Origin of the sequence: Mesorhizobium sp. ANAO-SY3R2 (genome assembly GCF_042466635.1) — a bacterium.
In the GTDB taxonomy this organism is placed as follows: Bacteria; Pseudomonadota; Alphaproteobacteria; order Rhizobiales; family Rhizobiaceae; genus Aminobacter.
On the sequence record NZ_CP159953.1, the window covers coordinates 278,779 to 303,143 of the forward strand.

The 24,365-nt window shown below is 62.6% G+C and carries 20 protein-coding genes, 1 tRNA gene and 2 pseudogenes; 3 read left to right on the forward strand and 20 right to left on the reverse strand.

Annotated elements, in window-relative coordinates; genetic code table 11:
* Positions 1 to 57: 57 nt before the first annotated feature.
* A complete protein-coding gene (locus ABSY17_RS02565; protein ID WP_378941262.1) occupies positions 58 to 1,086 on the reverse strand; it encodes a BMP family protein in 1,029 nt (342 codons plus the stop codon).
* A 92-nt stretch (positions 1,087 to 1,178) separates the two neighbouring features.
* On the opposite strand from ABSY17_RS02565, the gene ABSY17_RS02570 reads away from it, so the two are divergent.
* Positions 1,179 to 1,610, forward strand: a complete 432-nt coding sequence (locus tag ABSY17_RS02570; protein ID WP_378941263.1) for a hypothetical protein — start codon at positions 1,179 to 1,181, stop codon at positions 1,608 to 1,610.
* Positions 1,611 to 1,626: 16 nt separating this feature from the next.
* Here ABSY17_RS02570 and ABSY17_RS02575 read toward each other — a convergent pair whose 3' ends face one another.
* The 9 genes from ABSY17_RS02575 to ABSY17_RS02615 all read right to left on the reverse strand — a co-directional run bounded on the left by ABSY17_RS02575 (position 1,627) and on the right by ABSY17_RS02615 (position 10,778).
* Positions 1,627 to 2,646 carry a TRAP transporter substrate-binding protein gene (locus tag ABSY17_RS02575; protein WP_378941264.1) on the reverse strand — a complete coding sequence of 340 codons (1,020 nt, stop codon included), beginning with the start codon at positions 2,644 to 2,646 and terminating at the stop codon, positions 1,627 to 1,629.
* Positions 2,647 to 2,666: 20 nt separating this feature from the next.
* Positions 2,667 to 3,938 (reverse strand): TRAP transporter large permease, encoded by a 1,272-nt coding sequence (locus ABSY17_RS02580; RefSeq protein WP_378941266.1) that lies wholly within the window; start codon positions 3,936 to 3,938, stop codon positions 2,667 to 2,669.
* Positions 3,935 to 4,456 (reverse strand): TRAP transporter small permease, encoded by a 522-nt coding sequence (locus ABSY17_RS02585; protein WP_378941267.1) that lies wholly within the window; start codon positions 4,454 to 4,456, stop codon positions 3,935 to 3,937. The genes ABSY17_RS02580 and ABSY17_RS02585 overlap by 4 nt, the downstream gene beginning before the upstream one ends.
* A 36-nt stretch (positions 4,457 to 4,492) precedes the next feature.
* The gene (gene fhmpcd1, locus ABSY17_RS02590) at positions 4,493 to 5,422 is read right to left on the reverse strand and encodes a 5-formyl-3-hydroxy-2-methylpyridine 4-carboxylate 5-dehydrogenase (RefSeq protein WP_378941268.1); all 930 of its coding nucleotides are present in this window, start codon (positions 5,420 to 5,422) and stop codon (positions 4,493 to 4,495) included.
* Entirely contained in the window at positions 5,422 to 6,045 is a 624-nt protein-coding gene (locus tag ABSY17_RS02595) for a glutathione S-transferase family protein (RefSeq protein ID WP_378941269.1), read from the reverse strand. Before ABSY17_RS02595 ends, fhmpcd1 begins: the two co-directional genes overlap by 1 nt.
* A 28-nt stretch (positions 6,046 to 6,073) precedes the next feature.
* On the reverse strand, positions 6,074 to 6,478 hold the full coding sequence (locus tag ABSY17_RS02600) for a RidA family protein (RefSeq protein WP_378941270.1): 405 nt from the start codon (positions 6,476 to 6,478) through the stop codon (positions 6,074 to 6,076).
* A 10-nt stretch (positions 6,479 to 6,488) separates the two neighbouring features.
* Positions 6,489 to 7,616 (reverse strand): LVIVD repeat-containing protein, encoded by a 1,128-nt coding sequence (locus ABSY17_RS02605; protein ID WP_378941272.1) that lies wholly within the window; start codon positions 7,614 to 7,616, stop codon positions 6,489 to 6,491.
* Positions 7,617 to 7,696: 80 nt separating this feature from the next.
* Positions 7,697 to 8,848 (reverse strand): cupin domain-containing protein, encoded by a 1,152-nt coding sequence (locus tag ABSY17_RS02610; RefSeq protein ID WP_378941273.1) that lies wholly within the window; start codon positions 8,846 to 8,848, stop codon positions 7,697 to 7,699.
* Positions 8,849 to 9,149: 301 nt separating this feature from the next.
* Positions 9,150 to 10,778, reverse strand: a complete 1,629-nt coding sequence (locus ABSY17_RS02615; RefSeq protein ID WP_378941274.1) for a GMC family oxidoreductase — start codon at positions 10,776 to 10,778, stop codon at positions 9,150 to 9,152.
* Positions 10,779 to 11,028: 250 nt separating this feature from the next.
* On the opposite strand from ABSY17_RS02615, the gene ABSY17_RS02620 reads away from it, so the two are divergent.
* Together ABSY17_RS02620 and ABSY17_RS02625 are read left to right on the forward strand one after the other, a co-directional pair.
* Complete coding sequence (locus tag ABSY17_RS02620) at positions 11,029 to 11,673, forward strand: FadR/GntR family transcriptional regulator (RefSeq protein WP_378941276.1); 645 nt, start codon at positions 11,029 to 11,031, stop codon at positions 11,671 to 11,673.
* 39 nt (positions 11,674 to 11,712) lie between these two features.
* Positions 11,713 to 13,251: a GMC family oxidoreductase gene (locus ABSY17_RS02625; protein ID WP_378941277.1), complete on the forward strand. Its 1,539-nt coding sequence runs from the start codon at positions 11,713 to 11,715 to the stop codon at positions 13,249 to 13,251.
* A 78-nt stretch (positions 13,252 to 13,329) separates the two neighbouring features.
* Here ABSY17_RS02625 and ABSY17_RS02630 read toward each other — a convergent pair whose 3' ends face one another.
* From ABSY17_RS02630 to selA, 10 genes and pseudogenes are all read right to left on the reverse strand, one after another.
* On the reverse strand, positions 13,330 to 14,571 hold the full coding sequence (locus tag ABSY17_RS02630) for an NAD(P)/FAD-dependent oxidoreductase (RefSeq protein ID WP_378941278.1): 1,242 nt from the start codon (positions 14,569 to 14,571) through the stop codon (positions 13,330 to 13,332).
* A gap of 129 nt (positions 14,572 to 14,700) precedes the next feature.
* The gene (locus ABSY17_RS02635; RefSeq protein ID WP_378941279.1) at positions 14,701 to 15,237 is read right to left on the reverse strand and encodes a hypothetical protein; all 537 of its coding nucleotides are present in this window, start codon (positions 15,235 to 15,237) and stop codon (positions 14,701 to 14,703) included.
* A complete protein-coding gene (locus tag ABSY17_RS02640) occupies positions 15,230 to 18,100 on the reverse strand; it encodes a sarcosine oxidase subunit alpha family protein (RefSeq protein ID WP_378941281.1) in 2,871 nt (956 codons plus the stop codon). Before ABSY17_RS02640 ends, ABSY17_RS02635 begins: the two co-directional genes overlap by 8 nt.
* Positions 18,097 to 18,366, reverse strand: a complete 270-nt coding sequence (locus ABSY17_RS02645) for a sarcosine oxidase subunit delta (RefSeq protein WP_378941282.1) — start codon at positions 18,364 to 18,366, stop codon at positions 18,097 to 18,099. The genes ABSY17_RS02640 and ABSY17_RS02645 overlap by 4 nt, the downstream gene beginning before the upstream one ends.
* Positions 18,367 to 18,374: 8 nt before the next feature.
* On the reverse strand, positions 18,375 to 19,628 hold the full coding sequence (locus ABSY17_RS02650) for a sarcosine oxidase subunit beta family protein (protein ID WP_378941284.1): 1,254 nt from the start codon (positions 19,626 to 19,628) through the stop codon (positions 18,375 to 18,377).
* Between the two features lie 122 nt (positions 19,629 to 19,750).
* Positions 19,751 to 19,879, reverse strand: a pseudogene (locus ABSY17_RS02655) (glycine cleavage T C-terminal barrel domain-containing protein); the annotation flags it as partial.
* Between the two features lie 186 nt (positions 19,880 to 20,065).
* A tRNA-Sec gene (locus tag ABSY17_RS02660) sits at positions 20,066 to 20,161 on the reverse strand.
* Positions 20,162 to 20,286: 125 nt separating this feature from the next.
* Positions 20,287 to 22,119 (reverse strand): annotated as a pseudogene (gene selB / locus ABSY17_RS02665) (selenocysteine-specific translation elongation factor); the annotation flags it as partial.
* On the reverse strand, positions 22,116 to 22,943 hold the full coding sequence (locus tag ABSY17_RS02670; RefSeq protein WP_378941285.1) for a tetratricopeptide repeat protein: 828 nt from the start codon (positions 22,941 to 22,943) through the stop codon (positions 22,116 to 22,118). The pseudogene selB and the gene ABSY17_RS02670, both read right to left, overlap by 4 nt.
* Positions 22,930 to 24,354, reverse strand: a complete 1,425-nt coding sequence (selA, locus tag ABSY17_RS02675; protein ID WP_378941287.1) for an L-seryl-tRNA(Sec) selenium transferase — start codon at positions 24,352 to 24,354, stop codon at positions 22,930 to 22,932. The genes ABSY17_RS02670 and selA overlap by 14 nt, the downstream gene beginning before the upstream one ends.
* Between the last annotated feature and the right edge of the window lie 11 nt (positions 24,355 to 24,365).

The window sequence follows — 24,365 nt, forward strand, 5'->3', positions numbered from 1 at the left end:
CGCCAATACAGATCGGAGGGGCGAGCTGCCCGCCCCTCCGCGAACCCAACCGTTTGACTACTCGGTCACGTTCGTCATCAGCTTGCGAACGGCTGTCGCCTCGAAGATCGGCTCAACCTTGGTCTTGCCCGAGATGATCTCCTCGCGAACCGCCTGGATTTCGGACCACACATTGTCCGGAATGGCCGACGTCTTCAAAAGCTTGACCGAGTCGTCCTTCAGGCCGATCGAGTAGCTCTTGGTGCCGAAGGTATCGGCCTTCAGGTCGTTGATCATGGCCGTGTAGACCGGGGTAATGTCCCAGACCACCGACGAGAGCAGGAAGCCCTTGTCGATGGGCGACTTGTCGCCGATCACGTCGATGAAATGGACCTTGCCGCCATCGGCAGCTTTGGTGGTCTCGACCGCCTGCAGCATGCCGAAGCTTGAACCGTTACCCTGTCCGAAGATGATGTCGGCGCCAGAGGCGATGACGCTTTCGGTCACACGCTTTCCGCCGGCCGCGTCGCTATAGGCGGCGGGTCCGATCACGGCATAGGTCACCTTCACTTCGGGGTTCTCGGCCTTGACGCCCTGGGCGAAAGCAGCCGACTGCGAGTTCCAGGACGGCGGCTCCCCCGAGACGACGATGCCGACTGCCTTCGAGCGGCTCATCTTGGCGGCGAGACGGCCGGCCAGATAGGCGCCTTCATGACCGCTCAGCGTGTAGTCTGCGATCAAACCCTTGCTAAGCGCGTCGGGCGTATCAACGATAGCGACAGGAACTTTCAGCTCCTTGGCGATTTCCGGAGCCGAGGTGTTGTAGCCGCTGGCATGCGCTATGAGAAGGCTTGCGCCCTCCGACGCCAGTTCCCGCAGCGTCGGGCGAACGTCGCCGTAGCCGAGGCCCTGTGCCAGGATTACTTCCACGCCGGTCGCCTTGGCAGCTGCCTTGGCAGCCTCGACGCCCTGCTGGTTCCAGCCATAGTCCGTGCCCTCTTCGGGCGTCAGAATTGCAATGGACTTGACGTCGGCGGCAAAGGCGCCGCTTAGCATGAGGCCACTAAGCAACAATGCACTTACACTGCATTTCAAATTCTTCAACATGTTACCCTCCTTTGTCGAAGTCTTCCAAAGTATTATTGTTATTCGATCAAAGTCTGATATCGTATTTCAGACATTGATAGAGGAATACTTGATTGCTTACGAGAACAATTTTGCCGGCGTTGCTGGCGCTCACGAACACCGCCGCAGCAGTCGAGTTGCACCACATCACGGTCCGAACAGGCACCGACGGTCTCGCACCAGTGACGCTGACGGTGACCGATGCCGCAGGCGAGGCAATTGCCTGCCATGCCGACATCGCCCACTGGTATTCGCTTGAGCTTGCCCAGGCCGCGCCCGGAGCCGAGTTGCACATCGAACTCTGGTTCGACCCACAGAGCGGCACATATGCCGCACTAAACGACAAGCGCGAGAACTTGCCTGTCGAACGCCTGTGGTGCGGCTTTGCAGGACGCGCATATGCGACGCGCGCGCTCATCCCGCTCGACCGGCGCGCTGAAAAGCTGCCCGCCGTCGCACAGGCGTTGGCCTGCGCGGAGAGCGACGGACGGCTAGTCTGCCGATGAGCGGAGGTGGCGTTCATCACGGCGCCGCCTTCGATGCCACGAGCGCCTTCAGCTTTTCATACTCGGCCTTCACGGCCGGGTCGGTGTTGACCAGCGTGTCGGCGAGCTTGTGGAACTCGTCCTCCATCTTGGCCTGCTCGTCGGCCGACAGCTTGTTGACGACACCGCCATTGTCGGCCCAGACCTGATAGGTCTTCTGGACGTTGGCGACACCCCATGGGAACACCGAGGTCTCAGCTGCGCGGCCGGCTTCGATGATTGCCTTGCGGATGTCTTCACTTTGCGACTGGAACCAGTCCTCGTTGACGACCGTGACCGACACGATCTCGGCAAAACGCAGGTCGGTGATGTTCTTGCCGACATCGTAATACTTGAACGCAGTCAGGATCGGCATGCCCACCAACATGCCATCGAGGCCGCCGGACTCGAGCTGCGGGATCACTTCCGTCAATGCCAGCGGCAGCGGCGTCGCACCGGCGAGTTCCATCGGCTTGATCTGCATGGGCGAAGCGAAGGTGCGGATCTTCAGGCCCTTCAGCTCTTCAAGCTTGGTCACCGGCTTCATTGTGAAGACGACAGTTGGGCTGTTGTAGATCGCGCCGATCACGCGCAGGCCCTTGTCGAGGAACATCTCTTCCAGATGCGCGCGGTATTCGGGATCGTGGATGGCGTTGTCGACGTCCTGCGGGGTCTTGAACAGGCCCGGCACGTCGAAGGCTTGGAAGCGCGGATCGACATTGGTCATGAAGGAGGTCGGCGTGGTGAAGGCTTCAATGGTGCCGAGCAGAACTCCTTCGGCCATGCGCGGGATCGCGCCGAGTTGGCTCGCCGGATAGATCTCGGTCTTCACCGCGTCGCCGACGCGCTTCTTGAGTTCGTCGGCGAACACCTTCTGCCATTCGTGCTGGACGTCATTGATGGTGGCGGAGGCAAGCTTCATCGTCGCTTGCGCCGCCGCCGGCTTGGCCGACATGGCCAGCGGCAGCAGGGCAAGGGCGGTGCCCAATGCCGCAGCCTTGAAGATTGAAGAAAGCATCAACGTTCCCCTTTTTTGTTCTAAAGCGACTGTCCGAGTGCCAAGGAAAGCGCCGGCACATAGGTGATGATGAGCAGCGCTGTGATCTGCACGGCGACGAAAGGCAGGACGCCGCGATACAGCGCATGCGCCGGCAGGCCGGTGACCGACTGGGCAACGAAGATGTTCAGGCCGAAGGGTGGCGTGAACATGCCGATTGCCAGATTGACCGTCATGATGATGCCGAAGTGGATCGGGTCGACACCGACCGAAATCGCGATTGGCACCAGAAGCGGCGCGAACACCAGGATGGCCGAGGTCGGATCGAGGAAGCAGCCAATTACAAGGAGCACGATATTGACCGCGAGCAGGAACATCACAGCGCTCATGTCGAGGGACTGGATCCACGCAACGATGGCCTGCGGCACGCCCTGCGTTGTCAGCACCCAGGTAACGACGCCGGCCGTGGCCACGATCACCAGGATCTGCGCTGACAGCATCGCCGAATTGCCGGCCGCCCGAACGATGTCGCCCCAGCTCATGGTGCGATAGACGAAGCGTGCGACGATGATGGCGTAGAGGCAGGCGAAGCCCCCGGCCTCAGTCGGCGAGAACAGGCCATTGTAGATGCCGCCGAGCACGAAGACCGGCATCAATAGCGCGGCAACCGCGTTTTTCGTTGCGGCCCAGGCGATGGCCGGATCGAATCGGCCGACGACAGGAATCTTCAGCACGATGGCGACGACGATCACGAAAGCGCACATCATCAGCGCCATCAGAAGGCCCGGAAGCACGCCCGCCATGAACAGGCGCGGAATGGATTGCTCGGCCGCCAGACCGTAGAGGATCATGGCGATGCTCGGCGGGATGACGATGTCGATCGCACCGCTGGAGGCGAGCAGTCCGGCCGAGCGCTCCTTGCCGTAGCCGGCGCTTTCAAGTTTCGGGTAGAGCGTCTTGCCGAGCGCGGCAACCGCCGCAACGCTGGAGCCGGAAATGGCACCAAGTACGGTGGAGGCGCCGACCGTCGAGACCGCAAGGCTACCGGGCAGCCGCCCGACCAGCGCAAGGACCCATGCGATCAGCCGCGAAGCAATACCGCTTGTACCCATCAACTCGCCGGCAAAGACGAAGAACGGAATAGCGAGCAGCGCGTAGTTGTCCATGCCGCCAAAGAGCACCTGATGCAGCGCAATCGGCGGCGTCGGCAGCACGAAGTAGAAAGTAACCGCGACCGCCGCCAGGAACACGAGGAAGACGGGCGTGCCGAGTGCAAGCAGGACGATGGGGAGAACGGCGAGCGACCAGGTCATGCGCCCTCCTCCTCATCCGGGGCATTGCGCAACAGCGCATCGACATCGCGGACAAGCATGATCGTGGCGACGATCGTCAGGCCGGCGAAACCGAAGAGCAAGGCTGCATGCGGCACGGACATCGGCACGCCGAAGCCCATGCTTGTCGTGCCGAGCCGGCTGATCTTGCCGACGAAAATATTGGAAGCGTATGTCGCGTAGGCGCAGGCAAACACCGCGGCTGTATTGTGTATGACATGCAGGAAATGCCTGGAGCGACCCGTGGCATAGGACGGCAACAGGTTGACGCTTATGTGGTCGCGCTTGGCGAGCGACAAGATCGCGCCGGCCATGACCACCCAGATCAGGGTGTAGACCATCAGTTCGTCCGTACCGGTCATCGAGTAGCCGAACAGATAGCGGCCACTGGCGTTGACGACATTCACGCCGACGACGAAAAGTAGCGCGACGCCGAGGACCGTATGCAGCAGATTGCCACTCATGCCGGCAATCCGCGAAACCTCCCACTTGTTTGTCATCCGGCCCTGTCTCTCCCCCACAGCCGATCGCATCGCCTACCCCCGGTCTTCCAGGATCCGGCGGATGGCCACGAGTTTCCTCGCCCTCTCGCCTTGCAGCTTACCGATCCCTTCCGGCGTATAGGCAAACATGCCCTCGCCTGACTTGATGCCGAATTTCCCGTCCTTGGCCTTGTCCAGAACCAGCTGCGCAATGTCCTTGCGGTCGGCCAGATCGGCATTGAGGAAGGAGGAAACGGACTTGTAGATATCGAGCCCGGCCATATCGAGCAGCGCCATCGGGCCGACCACGGCAATCTTGTAGCCGATGCCCCAGGACACGCAGGTGTCGAGATCCTCGGGCTCGATCACGCCGCGCTCGACCAGGTCGACCGCCTCGCGCAGCAGCGCATAGAGCACGCGGTTCTCGACGAAGCCCGGCACGTCCTTCTTTACCACCACTGGCAGCAGCCCAAGCGACCGGATGAGATCGCGGATCGTGGCGACGGTCTTTGGCTCGGTCCTTTCGCCGCCGATCACCTCGATCATCGGAATGATGTGCGGTGGGTTCGACCAATGCATGCCGACGAAGCGCTCGGGATGCGAAATATGCGCCTGCAGCTTGGTGATCGGAATGCCTGACGTATCTGACGCGACGATCACTGAAGGGCCGATCAGCGGATCAAGAGCGCGATAGGTCTCGGCCTTGATGTCGATGTTTTCCGGCACGTTCTCGATGACGAGGTCGGCGCCCTCGACGGTTTCGGCAATGGTGCCGGCGAAGCGGACCGAACCGGCGCCGCCTGCAGGAGCTGAAATGCCCAGCTGGTCAAGCACGCCACCGGCGGCGTCGAGCATGCCTCGGGCGCGCTCGACCGCCGCAGGCGAAACGTCATACGCCGCGACTTCCAACCCACCGCGCGAAAGCCGCGCGGCAATGCCGGGACCCATCGTGCCCAGTCCGATGAGGGCGACGCGCCTGATCATCAGGCTGCCTTCGACGACTGCGCCACGCCAGTGGCGACCTGGAAGGCCTGACGCTTCGCAATTTCCGCCACCCAGCGCTCGAGGTTCGGCAGCGCCGGGCGCTCGATCTTGAAGTCGACGCAGCGCTTCAGGATCGGCGCGCAGGCGATGTCGGCGAGCGTCAGCTTGCCGAGCGCCAGGAACTCCTTGCCGTCCAGATGCGCATCGATGATCTTCAACTGCGCAACGAGATCCTTGACCTGATCCTTGTATTCGGCGGTCTGTTCCTCCGGCGGCAGCTTCGAGCCCTTGAAAGCAGCGAGGTAGCCGGCGTTGACCGCGGCCAGCAGGAAGTCCATCCAGCGCTCCACCTCGGTCTTCTCGGCGGGCGTGGCTCCAGTCAGATGCGCGCCGCCGAATGCCGCGAGATAGCGCAGGATCGTGTTGGACTCCCACACCACCGTATCGCCATCGATCAGCGTCGGCACCTTGGAGGTCGGGTTCAGCGCCTTGTATTCGGCGGTCTGGGTGTTCTCGAACTGGCGGCCATAGTCCTCGCGCTTGTAGGTCGCGCCGAGCTCCTCGAGCATGAAGAGCACTTTCTGAACGTTGCCGGAAGTCTGGCGGCCTAGCAGTTGGTACATGTCTGGATCTCCTCGATTTTGTTTCCGCTCAGGCCTTGGGCAGCGGCTTGTAGATGATCGCGTCCATCTCGATCTTGGTGTTGATGACGGCTCGCGCCTCGACAGTGGTGCGGGCAAGCACGGCATCGCCGATGCCTTCCAGGAATGCCTTGTTGTAGCGGCCAAAGTCGCGCGTATCTTCGAGATAGGTGGTGATGCGCACCACATCGGAGAGCGTCGCGCCCTCATGCGCTATGACGCGCTCGATGGTCTTCAGCGTCGCCAGGGTTTCTTCCTCGATCGTGCCGCTGATCATGTTGTTGTTTTCATCCTTCGGCACCTGGCCGGAGACGAAGATGAAGTCGCCCGCCCGCACCGCCGGATGAAACGGCAGGTTCGGGTTCTTCTTGCCGATGGCGTAGTGGGTTTCGGATTTCCTGGTGCTGTCGTTCACGGTCGACCTCCTAGAAAACGCTCGTTTCGATGATGTCGACACCACGGATACGGTCAATCAGATAGATGATGCCGCGATCGTCGATGGTCACATCGTTGGACGAGGCCCGGTCCGCCCCGGCCGGTGCGTCGGGGAGGAAGTGCCCGACCTCCTTTGGCGCAAACGGGTCGGCGAAATCGACGAGGCGCAGGCCCTGCGCAAACCAGGCAAATGGAACGATACTGCCCTTGAAGCGCTCGGACGGTTGGTGGCAGCCGGTCATCGGTGGCTGCGGCGACCCGTCAAGATCGATTCCCGGAACCTGGAAGGTAGAGATCGGCAGCGGGTTGGTCTCGTCGGTGATGTCGTAGACCCAGGCGAAGGATGGCGCCGACGGCCTGAGCTTGGCCACGTCCTCATCCGCCACGATCATGACGTTGCGGCCCTTCAGCGGCTGCGGAATCGGCAGGCATGTGTGCGTCGGGTGCGGGAAGGCCGGGCTGGAATTCATGTGGCTGACCAGCTTCGGCTTGCTCATGTCCGAAATGTCGAGAATGAACAGGCCGTGGTGCCAGTAGCTGACATAGAGCCGGTCGCCCATGCGCAGCGGGTGGTGGCAGCGCGGGGTGACATAGTCATGCCATGGATATTCCTCGCCGCCAGCGGTCCACTGGCCCGGAATCCACCAGCGCCCGACCTCGACCGGGTTCACTGGATCGATCAGATCGAGGATCATGACGATGTTGCCGACATAACCTTCGGCTGTCGGCGAGATATATGCGTAGCGCCCGTCATAGTCGTAGCGATGAACGCCCTTGCCTCCGGTCAGCCACTTGGAGATGAGCTTCGGCTGTTCGGGCTTGCTGGTGTCATAGATCGCCAGACCGCCGCCGAAATCTGCGGGGCCTTCGCTGCCGAAACGCTCGTGGTTGATGATCATCAGCCCATCCTGGGCGCGCACCTTGTGCGAATGCCAGCCGACCGGCACGTCGATCGTGGTGATCTTCCTCGGGTTCCGCGGGTCAGAAATGTCGACAAGCGTCGTGCCGCTCGGCGGACGCATATGGCCGATGTAAAGAATGTTGCCGTCGACCCAGACCTGGCCGCCGCCCGGGCAGTCGATATGGCCGATATGCTTGGTATTGAACGCGGAAGCCAAATGCGTACGCCTTCTTGCTGGTGCGTTGCCTGGATGAAGACGCGCCGCAGACGAGCGGCGCGCAGACATGATCGGAAGTCTTAGGCGAGGCGGAGGAGGTCGCCGGCCTGATTGCGGCCCCAGCGCTTGTAGAGAAGCAGTGCCTTCTGCGTCGGCGCGTCGGTGGCACCGAAGAAGATGACCGGCTCGGTGGAGGAGCCGTTCACATGTTCCACCCAACAGCCGCCGGGCACGGCCAACGTATCGAACTGGTTCCAGTCGTAGCGTTTGCCGTCGATGATCGAATAGCCGTTGCCGCGGAAGGGCGCCAAAAGCAGGCTGGCGGTCTCGCGCTGCGGCAGCGTCTTCTCGCCCGGGCGCAGCATCTGGACATAAAAATTGATGGTCCTGAACACCGGCCCACCAGTGGTCGGATCAACATAGTCGACCACGATGCCCTCATGCGGATCGCCATCCCAATCCTTGTGGGCATCAAGAACGGCTTCCATCTTCTCCCAGCGATAGACATACATCGGGGAAGAAAGGCCGCCGCCGCGCTTGTGGTCGACGAAGCGCGGCATCAGGCCGCCTTCGCCGTAGATGCGCTGCGAGTAGTCACTCGGAAAGCGCGCGGTCTGCACCTTCTTCTCGACTTCCTTGCCGTTTTCCATCTCGGTGTAGCGGTGATCGAAATGCACCGCATGCAGCGTTTCCACCAGCGGCAGGTCGAGGACGGAGAGATTGACAGCCTGCTCGCCGCCGACCGTGCCGTGATTGTGCCAGGCGTCGTTCGGCGTCAAAACCATGTCGCCAGGGCCGAACACGACGTCTTCGCCCTCAACGCCGGTGAAATTGCCCTTGCCGGTCAGGCCAAAGCGGATGGCGCTCGGCGAATGCTTGTGCGGCGGCATGATCTCGTCGGGATCATTGAGGCGATAGGCGGTGTACATGGTGCTGACCGAGGCGCGCTTGGGCGCAAGACCCGGATTGACCAGGATCAGCGAGCGGCGCTCGCTGTCGTCCATGGTGACCAGTTCTGCAGCGCGCTGCAGCAGCGGCTCGATATCCTTGTAGGACCACACGAAGGGAATGGCCTTCGACGTGGCCATCAGCTGCTTGATTTCGTCGTGCTCGACACCCTCGCTGGTCGCCCAGAACGGGAACATGTTCTTGGCGTAGAGGTCGTCATAGAGCCCCTTCAGAGCCGCCTTCTTGTTGGTGATGGTTTCGCTTGCCGCTCCCGCCATGGTCATGTCGGCTCCCCCTCATTTGGCAGTGCTATCATCTAACCAACTCAACCATATTGAGATTGGTTTTGTTGTACAATCGCTATCTTTGTGAAAGTGGCAGTTTTTGGTTGAGCCTGTCAAGCCCCTTCAGATCCTTCAAGGCCGCAGTCAATTTACCTAAACATTTGGCATAATGGACTGAAATTATTGGATTAAGTGCGAGGCGACCGGATCGGCGGCAATCTCCTGCCACCGGGTGCTCATTCAACCGAACTAACTTCAGGTCTCAACCATATGCTAATTTGGTTGAGACCATACTCAACCGTCAGGCGGCAACGCGTCGCGCGACACGTTGCCGGATCAGGTCCGACGCCTTCTCGGCGATCATGATGACCGCCGCATTGATGTTGCCGCAGACGAGGTCCGGCATCACCGAAGCATCGACCACACGCAGCCCGTTGACGCCACGCACGCGCAACTCGGGATCAACGACCGACTCGCTGTCGACGCCCATCCGGCACGTGCCAGCGGGGTGATGGACAGTGATCGACGTCTTGCGGATATGCTCGTCGATCTCATCGTCGCTCTGGCATGAGGGGCCAGGGAAGAACTCCGCGGCGATAAAGGGCTCCATCGAGGACTGTGCGGCAAGGTCGCGTGCCACGCGGAAGCCTGCTCGAAGCGATTCCCAGTCGCGCGGCGACGAGAGAAAATTCTGATGGATGAGCGGGGCCGCCAGCGGATCGTCGGAAGCCAGCTTAACGCTGCCGCGGCTTTCGGGTTGAACCGCCACGACGCGCGTTGCAAAACCGTCAGGGAACGGCGCCTTGAACGGCGGCATGTAAGGCCAGGCTGCCAGCGGTGCCGCCGTGAACAAGAGCTGCACATCAGGCAGCGGACGCGTCTCATCGCTCTTGAGAAAGGCGACCACACCGCCTGGAACGTCGCCGGAAAAGCCGCTGCCGGTAAGATAGGTTTTCACAAAATCCAGGCCGATCCGATCGGCACGCATCATGCGGTGAAATGGTCCCGGCTGGCGGCGCCGGTACATCAGGATCACGGAGACATGGTCCTGCAGATTCTTGCCGACCTGCGGTCGGTCCACCTTTGCCTCTATCCCGAATCCGGCAAGCTCTTCGCGTCCGCCAATGCCAGACAGCATAAGCAGTTGCGGCGTGTTGATGACTCCGCTGGCCAGCAACACCTCACGGTTTGCCAGCACCTGCCGCGCTTGGCCGTCGCGCGTATAGGCAATGCCGGCCGCGCGACCGTCCTGGAGCAACACTTTGGTGGCCATAGCTCGCGTGACAACCGTGAGATTTCGACGCCCCATGGCCGGGCGCAGATAGGCCGCGGCGGTTGAGCAGCGACGGCCATTCTGAATGGTCATCTGCAGTCGGCCAAAACCGTCCTGCACTGCGCCATTGTAATCGTCCGTCTGCGGATATCCCGCAGTCTTGCTGGCCGTCGCGAATGCCTCGATCAGCTCGTCCTTGTAGCGACAGAACTGGGTGTTCAACGGACCACCCGCACCGCGGTAGGCGTTTGCGCCACCTTCCCAGTTTTCCTGCTTTTTGAAGTAGGGCAGCACCTTGTCATAGGACCAGTCGGTCAGGCCGGTTGCTGCCCAGCGGTCGTAATCGCCCTTGTTTCCACGCACATATGCCATTGCATTGGTTGAAGACGACCCGCCGATGACCTTTCCGCGCGCGCATTCGACCTTGCGGCCGCCGACATTTGCCTCCGGCTCGCAAAAGTACATCCAGTCATGCCGCCGCTCGGTCAGTATCTTGCCCCAGCCGAGCGGGATATGGATCATCGGATCCCGATCCCAGTCGCCCGCTTCCAGCAGCAACACCGAAACCGATGAATCTTCCGTCAGGCGGTTGGCGAGCACGCAGCCAGCCGACCCCGCACCCACAACGATGTAGTCAAAGGTTTCCCCCACTTGCATTCTCAGTTCCCCGGACCGGATTTTTCCGCCGCATCGTGACAGCGCGGCCTGACGTCAACCGACACTCAACCATTGTCTAGTTGCTGTTGTCAACCAATGCCGAAATGGTTAGATTGGTTGAAGTCCGTTACGGGTTCCTGCATAGAACACGCTACCTTATAACCCGAGAATCCCAACGCCGGCTCCCGGCGCAATAGTTTGAGGAGACTGGATATTGACGGAATTTGAGCCTGAGGCCGCGCTGTCCGACGTGGACGAGATCGTCGCGGCAGTTCGTCGGCTACAGCAGCAAGAAGGCAAGCTCCCCTCGGAACGGGACCTGGCCGAACAGCTAAACGTCAAGCGCCATCAGTTGCGCAAGGCACTTGAGCTGTTGCGCCGTTCGGGGAGCCTTGAGCCTGCACGTGCCAAGCGCAGCGGTTCCACGACACTGCCGCGATATGGCGAAGAATTGATCCGCCTCACCAATCCTCTCGAGGTCGTGGAGCTGCGCCTCATTCTGGAGCCGAGCCTGGCGCGACTGGCTTCACTGCGCGCTTCCCCATTCGAGATTGCACGCATTACCGATGCGGCGACGACCCAGGATCAGGCCCGATCGGGAGAGGTGGACCTTGCCTTCCACCTCGCAATCGCAAATGCGGCGCGGAACTATCTCGCCGGCGAATTCTACAAGATGCTGCGGCAGGTCGGCATCGACGCCCGTGTCCAGGTTGCCCACACGGAGCCCGCCACCTGCCCCAAGCGTATCGCGCAGCGCGACAGCGAACACCGGCTGATAGCGGACGCCATCGCCCGGCGCGACCCGGAGGCTGCAGCGGCCGCAATGCGCAGCCACCTGCTGGCCGTGCAGATGCGCATCATGGAGCGCGCGAACACGGGCACGGTTGCGGCCTGACCGGCGCCACCGCGCATGACTTTGACTTGGGAGGGGAAGTTGCCCCAGCATTTCGACGTGCTGGTCATTGGCGCTGGCTCGGCCGGCTCGGTGATCGCGAGCAGATTGAGCGAGGACGACTCCTGCCGGGTAGGCCTGCTCGAAGCTGGCCACATGCCCTGTGACCCGGATATCGCTGATCCGCTGATGTGGACGCAGATACAGGGGCGCGCTTACGACTGGGCTTACCGAACGGTCCCGCAGCCCTATACCGCCAACCGCATTCACGAATGGCCGCGAGGCAAGGTGGTAGGAGGTTCCAGTTGCCTGCACGCCATGGCCTATGTGCGCGGCCATACAGACGATTTCATCCCGTGGGAAGAGGCGGGTGGCTCGCGCTGGTCCTATGAAGGGCTGCTGCCAGGCTTCAAGCGTAGCGAGACCTTCACGGCCTTTTCCGATCCCTCCCGCGGCGACCACGGCCCCCTCGACGTATTGCTCCCCGACGAAGCGGTCAGCCCCATTGCGCGGGCTTACATGGCCGCGGGCAACGCACTTGGCGCCCCAAGGATCAGCGACCACAACACCGGCGAGCTCTTGGGCACCACGCCCAATTCGCTCAATATCCGCGATGGGCGTCGACTGAGCCTGGCCGATGCCTACCTGACATCAGAGGTGCGCGCGCGCCCGAACCTTACCCTGCTTACCGGATACGCGATCGAGCATCTCGCGCTCGATGGCAATCGGGCCACCTCGGTGGTCGCAGTACATGAAGGTGTAGTGGATAGTATCTCGGCCGACCGAACGGTGCTTTGTGCCGGTGCGATCTCGTCGCCCCTTATCCTGATGCGCTCTGGCATCGGTGATCCGGAAACGTTGCGCCGCGCGGGAATCGGGTGCCTTCATGATCGCGGCGAGATTGGCCGCAACTTGCAGGACCACCTGCTTGCCCTTGGCAATGTCTATCGCTCAAAAAAGCCAGTGCCACCATCCCGGCTGCAGCATTCGGAGTCCCTGATGTATCTGCACAGCGCAGACATCACCCGCGCAACCGGCAGCCCCGATATCGTGCTGGGCTGCGTTGTGGCCCCTTCCGCAGCAGATGGTCTGGACGCGCCGGCATATGGTTCCGCATATACGATACTGTGCGGCGTTACCCACCCGACAAGCCGAGGCCGGATTTTGCCGAGCGGACCGGGGCTCAAGGACGCGCCTGTCATTGACCCACATTATCTCGAAACCGAACACGACCGCATCACCTTCCGCAAAGCGCTGAAAATGGCGCGCGAGGTCGGGCACCATTCGGCGCTAGACGAATGGCGGGACATTGAAGTGCAGCCGGGGCCGAATGCGCGTTCCGACGCGGCGCTGGATGCTTTCATCGCCCAGGCCGCCTCCACTCATCACCACCCCTGCGGAACCTGCCGAATGGGTGTCGATGCGGCCTCGGTCGTCGATCCCGACCTTCGGTTGAACGGACTGGACAATGTTTTCGTTGTCGACGCTTCTGTTGTGCCGAGAATCTTGAGCGGGCCCATCAACGCAGCCGTCGTCGCCATCGCAGAAAGCTGGGCAGCCATGGCGTCAACTCTAAAGTAACAGCACTCTTGCCAGTGGATAGGCATTGGCCGGCCGCCTATAGGGCAAATTCATTGCCGCCGCGGCCGGCGGAACTTGCTACTCGGTGTCCACGGGGTGCGAGAGATTGAAGGCTGCTTCCACTTCGGCTTCCGTAGCGTAGGAATCGCGTGCAAAGCGTTCGAGGCGGAACCCTGTCGTATCGACGAAGGGCTTCTGGCCGAGCATCAGCTCCGCAGACAGCCGTCCCAGTCCAGGGCCATGGCTGACCCCGGTCTCATTGTCGCCGCCGACCGCCACGACATTCGTGGTTCCCGGCACATGGCCTACCAGCAGTCCACAGTCCGGCGTATGGCAGGGCACGCCCTGCGCCCAGCTCGACACCGTCGAGCCGCGCAGCGGCGGGAATATCTTCTCGAGCCGGGCGTATTCTTCGGCACCCATCGCCTGCATGAGGCCGACATTGCGCGGCTGACCGGGCTCGATCCATTCATCGCCCATCTTGTAATAGGACTCGTAGAGCCTGCCCGTGCCCCACATCACGGCACCGAAGCTCTCGCGCAGCCAAAGGCCCAACTCCCGGCATTGCACCGTCGGTATCGTCGATGGCAGGCCGCGTCCGTCGGTGACGATGCGCGTCGCCACGACCCGGAGCAGCGGCAGCCGCCACCCCAATCCCTCGAGCACCTCGTTGTTCCAGGCGCCAGCGGCAACGATAACGCCATCGGCTTCGATCGTGCCCTTGTCCGTTTCGACCTTCACATGACTGCCGGAGTCGTGAATGCTGGTAACCTTCGTACCATTGCGGAATACGCCGCCGAGCTTGACGATCTCGTCGACCAGGACCCCGAGCCCCAGCTTGGTGTCGAGCTGGATACCATGTGGGTTGAACGCAGCGGAGTGGACCTGCGTCGCATCGACCAGGCCCTTCATCTTGTCGCCGACCTGCGCGGCAGTCAGGTCCAGCATTTCCGCGGGCGCATAAGGTGATTCCAGCACCGGGCGAACGAAACGCTCGCGCCCCGCTTCGGTCAGCGCCATCATCAATGTGCCGTTCGGGCGATAGCCGATCTCGGTGCCGACCTCATGCAGCCGACGATAGAAGTCGAGTCCGTATTGCTGAAGCTGCAAGCCCTCCTCGCCTAGCGGGAACATGCCGGCTGACCAATGCGAGACAAACCCGGCGCCGGCGCCGGTGGTTGCGGCCCCCGGTTCACGCGCCTCGACCACGGTGACCTGTCGCGCACCCGACTGCAGAAGGTGGAATGCAGCACTGCAGCCGATGATGCCGCCGCCGATGACGACCATGCGCTGGCCAGTGGAATTTGCCGTTGAAGCCAATGAATTTCCTCCCTCGTCGCAACGTCTGGCCGATTGGCTAGGCGCACATATTTGTCGAGCCCGCACCGGATGCGGGCAGCACTATCGTGATATTCGGGGGTCTGGGGCGTGCGATGCCGGCTGTACCAGTCAGCAACCGGCAATATCGATTTTGCCGCTGACAGTCTCGGCCCAGGTCCAGAAATAGGTCGCAAGTCCGCGATCGATATGGACACGCAACTTCTCGCTGTGGCGATAGACAACGGCACTGATGCCCGCGAACGAGATGGCCGCAGAAGCGCTGGCCTTGCCTGGATCAAGCGTCGTTGCGCGCGCAACGAAATCGGCAGCCGCCGCTCCTTCGACCTCGAAAATATGGAGCCCGGCACTTACGGTGGTCACGCCGAACCCTTGGCTGTGCCAGCCCTGGCCGATGTCGAACGGGCGGGCAGAGACGACCAGCAAGCGGTCGCGCGCGACCTGTACCGCATAGGCATCGCCTTCGGCCCGGCCGAATGCGCCTACCGGCTGCAGCGCATTTCCCGACGCCTTGCTCCAGGCCTCGAGATCGCCGCTGACGAGATACTGGTTCAGGCCGGACAAGGAGCGTATCGCAAGGCCGGGAACTTCGATGGTGGCCGCCTGCCAGTCCGGCGCCACCGCCCACTTTTCCGCGAGATTACGCATTGAGCCGCTCTCCTGAAGGATCGAAGGCACATGGGGCGGTGATCGTCGCGCGCCTCACCATGCCGAGATGCTGGATGTCGATGGTCTCGCCATGGCGCGCAGCACCACGCTCGATCAGGCCAAGCGCTATCGGCCGCGCCAATGCGGGACTATGATAGCTCGAGGTCACGAAGCCCTGGCTCCTGATCTTGCCGTCTTTCCGCAAGATGCCATGTGCCCCGGTCGCCAATGGTTCTTCACCTTCAGCGACGGCAAGACCGACCAATTGCTGACGGCTGCCAGATGTAGCGACATCCGTGAACAACGAACGGCGGCCGACATATTCGGTCGCCCGCTTGGTGCGCGGACCTTCGACGCCGAGATCGTGCGGCAAGGTAGTACCATCCGTATCCTTGCCGATGACGATATAACCTTTTTCGGCCCGCAGGATCATCAAGGCCTCTAGCCCGATGGTCACGGCATCCAATGCCTGACCGGCTTCGTGCATGCGCTCCCACAGGCGCTCCGCCCTGTCGGCGCGGATCGAGACCTCATAGCTGCGGTCGCCGGTGAAGCTGACGCGCGCGACCCGAACCGGATCCTGCTCGAACATGCCCTCCCCCATCGCCATGTGCGGCAGGTCGGCGTCGTCAAGTGAAAGGCCGAGATTCAGCGCAGCCAGCAGCTTCCGGGAATTCGGGCCCGACACCGTCAACGTCGCCATCTCGGAGGTGGCATTGTGGATGTAGACTGCGTCGCGTCCGAAGCGATCCTGCCGCCATTCCTCCAGCCGGGCATGAACTGATTGAACGTGAGAGCTTGAGCAGGAGACGATGAAGCGGTGCTCGTCCAGCCGCACCAGAATGCCGTCATCGAAGACCACGCCGTTTTCCGACAGCATGAAGCCATAACGGCAGCGACCGGGCTTCAGCGTCGACATGGTGTTGTAGTAGATGAAATCGACAAACTCGGCCGCCTTCGGCCCCATCACCTCGATCTTGCCGAGCGTCGAGCCATCAAACAGCGCGACCGACTGGCGGGCACGCCGCGCCTCGTCCTGTATCGCCCGGTCGGCATCCACCCCACCATAATGCGCAGGACGCAGCCAGCCGCCATATTCCTGGAAGACGGCGCCTTGGGCGCGATGGGCGTTTTCGAGCGGCAGACGGCGCATCGGCGACATCAGCTCGCCGCCACGCGCACCGGCAAAGCTCGCCAGCGGCACCGGCGTGAAGGGCGGGCGATAGGTGGTGGTGCCGACTTCGGGCACGGTGCGGCCGGTTACAGCACCCATCAGCGCCAGTCCCGCAAGGTTTGAAGTCTTGCCCTGGTCGGTCGCCATGCCAAGGGTGGTGTAGCGCTTGAGATGCTCGACCGAGATGAAGTTTTCGCGTGCCGCGAGCTCGACATCCTTGGCGGTCACATCGTTCTGGTAGTCGATCCAGACGCGGCCCTTGGCACCCGGGATCGGCCATGCGGCAACAATGCCTCCAGTTGCTTCCACACCCGTGCTGCGCGGCGCTGTGCCATTCGTCTCGCCCGGCATCGCCTTGGCGGCACCGTCGAAAACATCAGACAAAGAGACCGCACCTGCGGCAGCACCAGCAACAGATATGCCCTCGACCGGGTCGCCCGGCAGGAAGGCAGCCTCGCTCCAGGCGAGCTTGCCCCTGGCCTGGCAAAAGAGATGGATGGTCGGCGTCCAGCCGCCGGAGATGATCACGCTGTCGGCGCCGAGGGCGGTGCCGTCATCCAGCACAACACCTTCGACGCGCATCTTTCCACGCGCGGAGGCGACAAGGCGACCGGCAAGCAGCTTGACCCCGGCTGGTGCGGCAGGCATCCCGTCCTTGCGCATCTCGACCAGCGTAACATCGGCGCCGGCTTCAGCCAGTGCTGCGGCAGCCTCGTAGGCGCTGTCATTGTTGGTCGCAACGACCACGCGACGGCCGACGAGAACGGCGTAACGGCGCAGATAAATCAAGGCCGCATCGGCCGACATGATGCCCGGCAGGTCGTTGTTGGCGAAGGGCAGCGGCCGTTCGATGGCGCCGGTCGCAAGCACGATCTTGCGCGGCCTTATGCGCCATAGGCTGTCCGGCCGACCATCGCCATGGCGCTGGTTCAACCCGACGAGATTGTGGTCGTAGATGCCAAAGGCGGTGGTGGAGGGCAGGACGAGGCCACCGGCTTTCACAATCGCTTCGATAGTCTCGTCGATCCACACCGACGCTGGCTTGCCGTCGATCTCGCCAGCGCGATGGTTGAGCGAGCCGCCCGGTTTGCGCTGGTCGTCGACCAATATGACGGATTGTCCCGCGCCGGCGGCTAGCTTGGCCGCAGCCAGGCCGGCAGGACCCGCACCCACCACCAGCACATCACAATGGCGGTTGATCTGGTCGGACGGTCCGGGCGATTGCCAGTTCGTGTCGACCTCGCCCAGGCCGGCAACCGCACGGATGCGCGGCTCGAACAGATGCCAGTCCGGCCACATGAAGGTCTTGTAGTAGAAGGCGGCGGGTATGAAGCGCGAGAAACGGTCGATGAAGGCGTTGCGGTCGGCGGCGGCGTTGGGCGATGCGTTGACGCTTTTGGCGATCATGCCCTGGAGAGCCAATTCGGTCGTCGCGCGCGTGTTCGGCATGGTGGCGACACTGCCGGCGACATCGACCAGCGCGTTCGGTTCTTCGACGCCGGCGCCCCAGATGCCGCGCGGCCGGTGATATTTGAAGCTGCGGCCGACCACCGCCACGTCATTGGCGAGAAGCGCCGAAGCGATGGTGTCGCCTTCGAAACCCTGCACCGTTTTCCCGTCGAAGCTGAACGTGACCGAGCGGGAGCGATCGATGGCGCTGCCGCCGGAAGACAGACGAGTGGCGGTCATTGTGCGTGCTCCACGCCGTCGAGCGATGTCGAGGAGGCGACCTCATGGGTGACGCTGTCGCGCTCCATGACGAAGAACTCGCCGCAATTCATGTGAACCCAGACTTCGCGGACCGCGCCCTTGGGGTTGTCGCGCATGTAGAGATAGTTGGCCCAGCGATCGGCAGGTACGTCAGCGCCATCGGGCCTGAGGTTTCCGGCTTCGCCGCCAAAATGGAACTCGGTCTCTTCACGCGCGCCGCAGAACGGGCAGTTAAAAAGCTGCATGATTTCCTCTAATGCGCGATGCCGGAACCGGCGGCTTCGTCCAGCAGGCGGCCGGTGGCGAAGCGGTCCAGATCGAAGGGACGGCTGATGTCGTTGTGCTGGCCGGTCGCCAGCAAATTGGCGAGCAAGGTGCCGCCAGCCGGAATAGCCTTGAAGCCGCCGGTGCCCCAACCGCAATTGAGGAACAGGCCGGGCAGCGGCGACTCGCCGATGATCGGCGATGAATCCGGCACGACGTCGACGATGCCTGCCCATTGCCGCATCAGCTTGAGTTGGCCGAAGGCAGGAAACATTTCAAGCAGGCCAGATATGACGCCCTCTAGCGTCGGCAGGTTGCCGCGCTGGCCATAAGAGGGGATGCGATCGAGCGCGCCGCCGATGACGATCTCGCCCTTGTCGGACTGGCTGACATAGACGCCTGTGCCAGGCGAAAGCACGACCGTATCGAGGATCGGCTTGACCGGTTCGGACACGCAGGCCTGCAGCGCATAGGAGTTGATCGGCAGTCTGAACCCGGCCTTGGTTGCCAGGACAGAGGAATGCCCGGCAACAGCCATGCCGATGCGGTCGGTACGGATGGTGCCGCGCGAGGTATGGACACCGCGGCAACGCCCGCCTTCGACGATGAAGTCTGTGACCTCGCAATTCTGGATGATGTCGACGCCAAGCGCACTTGCGGCGCGCGCATAGCCCCAGGCCACCGCATCGTGGCGGGCTGTGCCTGCCCTGCCCTGCCAGCCGCCGCCGAGGATCGGGAAGCGTGCATTGGACGAGAAATTCAGCATCGGGGCCACGCGACGGACATCGTCTACCGAGAATATCTCGGCGTCGATGCCGTTGACCTGCATGGCGTTCACCGTCCGTGCGGTGATTTCCATCTCGTTGATGCTATGCGCCAGGAACACCATGCCCCGCTGCGATAGCATGACGTTGTAGTTCAGTTCTTTGGACAGACCCTCGTAGAGCTTGTGCGCGAGCCCATACAGCGCCACGCTTTCCGGGTAATAATAGTTGGAGCGCACAACTGTCGTATTGCGACCGGTGTTGCCGCCGCCGATCCAGCCTTTTTCCAGCACGGCAATGTTGGTGATGCCGTGGGTCTTGGCCAGATAATATGCGGTCGCCAGCCCATGCCCGCCGCCGCCGATGATGACAGCGTCATAGGTCTTCTTCGGCTCGGGCGAGCGCCAGGCGGGCTGCCAGCCCTTCTGGCCGGCGAGACCTTCCTTGATCAAAGAGAGCGCGGAGTAGCGGCGGGTCATTGAACCATATTCCTACAAAACATCCCTCTTATGCCTGTTCAGGATGATGCGGGGCTTATGCCCTCACCTTCCCACCCTTCGGATCATGCACCGCGGCGGCTGCTTCCCTATCGATCAACCCGAGCGAGGCTCTTATCGACCGTGCGTCCATAGCCGCCCGACGTGGCGATGCCAACCAGCCTGCCATTGTGCCAGATCGGTTCGTATCCACTTGCATCGGCGTCCGCTGTGTCCTCTTCCAACGTCGCGAGTGAAGGCCTCATCAATGTGACCCGGGTGTGCGGCTCGACATGCTGTCGTTCGAGACCAAGCCGTTTGGTGAGGACACCGCCGTCATCGGCCCGATAACGGTCGAGCTCTTGACCGCGGCACGCGCGGGAAGTGGGCAACGGATCGCCAAATGGTCAATGTTGCTCGGCTGTCATCTTGATCAGGGTTGGCGGAAGAGAGTGGGAGTCGAACCCACCAAAGACCGTCTGTCGGCCCCTCCCGGATTTGAAGTCCGGACGCCCCACCGGGGACGCATCTCCTCCAGAACGACTGGCTTCTCAACGGAAGCACCTGACACACTGCCAAACAGGTCCAGACGGTTCCTGTTGATGCGTCGCAAATCCCCACGACGCGTCGTGACCCCATGATAATCGAAAAAGTCGAGAATCTGGATGGCGACTTTCCGGCCGTTGTCCATCCGGTCGCGAAACGCCATTGCGCTAAACCAGCCGCCTTCCTCCGCCGCAGCCACGTCGGCGGCGATCGCGACCATCTCCGCCACCGTCTCGCGCAGGAAAAACCGGTCATGAGCGACCTCATGCACCTTGCCCATGCGACCGCAGAGCTTGAGCAAGCGCCGCACTTGCTGCTCCGGCAAGTCAAGCAGTTCGACAATGTCGCGAACCCTCGGCGGGCGGAACCGCTCCGTCCCTCCAAGAAGCGGTTTGATCCCTGACCACATCTGGTCGTCAGCCGGTGTCATGCTGACCTGATGGTTTGCAAGCCGCACCCACGCGCCATCCAGAACCACGGCATTTCCCTGAACGAGAATGCCAAGGGCCGAACGAAATGCCGGCGGCGGCAGCCTTGGCTCAAGCTGCGTGCGAAGCCTTTCAACACTGATGCCGAGAAGGTCTGGGTTTTCAGCGTGGTATGTTTCGAGACGGTCGAGCAGGGCGGCGTGGAATTTCTCCCAAGCCTCGGACGACATTGCCAGCACGGCGCCGTCGGAGGGCAAACGCACCACCTCCAGCAACTGCATCAGGACGTCGGCGTCCGTCGTCGTCATGGCCCTGTCGCGGCTGAAGGCGCTGACATCGGCATAAAACGGATAGCTAGCGAGCAATGCCCCGACAGCTGATACCGGGTCGGTCTCGGAATGGGCCTCGAGTTGTGCCATCCGTTCCGGGGTGCGCCTCTTGCGCGCCGGCGCCCTAAGGTCCAGGAAGCGGCCGCCTCCGATGGTGCGGCGTGCCGACGTGTCGCGGACGATATAGCGGTCGCCGGCGGCCGCCGCGATCGGCCGGTCGAGAACGAGTTGCACGAATGCGCGGCTGCCCGGCACCGCCGTCTCGCCACTGAGCAGGACAATTCGGGCCCCTACTTCGGTCGATCCGTGATGGAGCCGCACAGGGAACCAGTGGCCGATTGGCTTTGGCTCGGAAGCAAGAATCCGGAGCGTCGCATCGATCCTGGCCGAGGGTGCGTGAAGGCCGCCATCCAGCACCATGTCGCCGCGATGGACTACCTCTTTTGATATGCCCGGCCCGACGAGATTGAGCGCGCAGCGATCGCCCGCTTGGCCGGTTTCACACGGCGTGTCCTGTGCGTGGATCGAGCGTATGCGGGCGGCGAGGCCGGAAGGGCTGACGATCACCTGATCACCAACGGCCACAGTACCCGAAAGGACGGTTCCGGTTACGATCGTCCCTGCTCCCTGGATCGTGAAGCAGCGATCCACCGCCAGCCGGAAACGACCGCCGGCTTGCCTGCGCCGGAACGCCCGTGCGGCGCTGACGATCTCGTCCCGCAACGCCGGCATCCCCTGCCGCGAGACGGCGGAGACGGCGAGTATTTTCGCATCTGCGATCGCCGAGCCGGCAATCTCGTTGCGGATTGCTGCTTCGACTTCGTCTAGGCGCTCCTGTGCCACCAGATCGGACTTGGTCAGCGCGACGATACCATCTTCGATGCCAAGAAGATCGATGATGGCCAGATGCTCTCGGGTTTGCGGCATGACCCCGTCGTCGGCCGCAACGACCAGCAAGACGAAATCGATACCGCTCGCGCCTGCAAGCATCGTATGAACGAATTTCTCGTGACCCGGGACGTCGACGAAACCGAGCGTATCGGCTCCCTCTACGGGCAAATAGGCAAAGCCGAGGTCGATCGAGATGCCTCGGGCCTTTTCCTCCTTCAGCCGGTCGGTATCGACGCCGGTTAGGGCCCGAACCAGCGCGGTCTTGCCGTGATCGATATGCCCAGCCGTGCCGATGATCATGGCGCGTCTCCACCGTGGAAATCAGGAGAAGGCGGCGCCGTCGCCGGCAGTGGCGTCCGGGCGCGCCGTTCGGCTAGCGCCAGTTCGTCCGCATCGAGCGCACCGCGCACTGCGTCGATGAAGGGCGCGGCCAGCTTGCTGCCGCCCTCGCGTGCCCTGGTAAGCCAGGCGAGCGCCTCGACCGGATTTCGCTCGATGCTATTGCCAAGAAAGCAGGCCGCGCCAAGCATGGCCTGTCCGTCGGCGTCGCCAGCATAGGCACCGCGCCGCCACCAGGAGATCGCCTCGGTCGCATCGCGCGGAACACTCAGGGCGTTGTGATAGAACATTCCCAGTCGCGTCATCGATGCTGCGATGCCATTTGCCGCTGCAGCCATTGCCCATCGGCGGGACTCGTCAAGGTCGCGCTCGATGACCTCACCCTCCGCAAGCATCCAGCTCAGCATGTCCTGGGCCACGCCGTCGTTTTGTTCGGCAGCCTTGCGGTAATAGGCTGCGGCGCGGATGAAGTCCGGGTCCCCCGCTTCGCCCTTGAACAGCAGGGAGGCGAGATTTCGCTGGCCGACAGGGTCGCCGGCCTCCGCCGACAAGGTCAGCCAGCGCAAGGCGAGCGCTGCATCCCGGTCGACGCCCAATCCCCCGGCAAAGCATGCGCCGACATTGTTTTGTGCCCGGGCATTTCCCGCCTGCGCCAGCGGCCCCCAGATCGAAAGCGCCGCTTGGTAGTCACCGGTGCGCGCGGCATCATGCGCGCGGGCCATGACCGCTTCGACATCGGCTTCAGGCTCATTCGGCCTTCGCGAAAAGCGCTTAAGAAGGCTCATCGGCAATGCCTCCCGCGCTCCCCATCTCCAGATGCCCGAGGTTGGCCGCAAAGCCCTCCTCGTCCGCAAGACAACGCAGATCCAGCACGAGCGATCCGCGTTCCAGCCGGCCGACGACAGGCTTCGGCAGGCTTCTCAGTGCCGCGGCCAGATCGGCAAGCGCACGACCGCCGTCCGCATGCGGGGTCAGCGCAAGCCCCATGCTCGGAATAGTGGCGAGAGGCAGGGCGCCGGACCCCACCTGGCTGGCGCAGGCCACGACGGAAACATCGAATGCGCCTTCGAGCAGGCGCTCCAGCACCGGCGCCAGGCGACGCGCCTGTGCCGCGATCTCAGCTTGCGGCCGGGCGAGGAAGCGCATGGTCGGGAGGTTCTTGGCAAGGCGTTCGGGATCGCGGTAGAGCCTGAGCGTCGCTTCGAGCGCCGCGAGCCTGATCTTGTCGACCCGCAAGGCGCGCTTCATCGGATTACAGTTGATCTGTTCGATCAGGGCCTTGCGCCCGACGATGAAGCCAGCCTGCGGTCCGCCGAGCAGCTTGTCGCCTGAAAAGGTGACGATGTCGGCACCTTCGTTGACGGCTTCCCGCACGGTCGGCTCATGCGCCAGACCGAAGCGATTGAGATCCGCCAGTGTGCCGGAACCGAGATCGTTGACGAGGGGGATGTCCGCGTCCTGCGCAATGGTCGCCAGTTCGCGCGCGCCGATTTCCTTCGTAAAGCCCTCAATGCGGTAGTTCGATCTGTGCACCTTCAAAATCAGGCCAGTGTCCGGGCCGATGGCGCCTCGGTAGTCCTTCGCATGTGTCCGGTTCGTCGTCCCGACCTCGACAAGTCGAACGCCTGAACGCTCCATGATGTCAGGCATGCGGAACGCACCGCCGATCTCGATCAACTCGCCGCGCGAGACGATGGCATCCCTTCCGCGTGCCAGACTGTTCAGGGCCAGCAGCACGGCGGCGGCGTTGTTGTTGACGATCGTCGCATCCTCCGCCCCCGTCAGTTCGCAGATGAGTGCGCGCAGATGATCGTCCCGTTCGCCCCGCGTTCCGCTCTCAAGATCGAATTCAAGGGCGACGGCCTCACGCATGGCGGCAGTCGCCGCCTCGATGGCCGTATCGGCCAGCAAGGCACGGCCGAGATTTGTATGCAGAACCGTGCCGGTCAGGTTGAACAGCGGGCGAAGCGTGGACTGAGCGCTGGTCTCGAGTTGGGAAAGAACCTCCTTCACGATCATGGCGCGAGGCGGAATAGCCCGGCCATCGCGCGCCCTGTTGCGGATCTCTGCCAGGCTCTTGCGCAGGACATTAACGACGACCGGCCGGCCAAACCGTTCCACTGCCCCGACGATTGCTTCCGATTTCAGAAGCTGATCGACCGAGGGAAGGTCACGCAGCCTGGCACTGGCATCCATCTCTGCCTCCC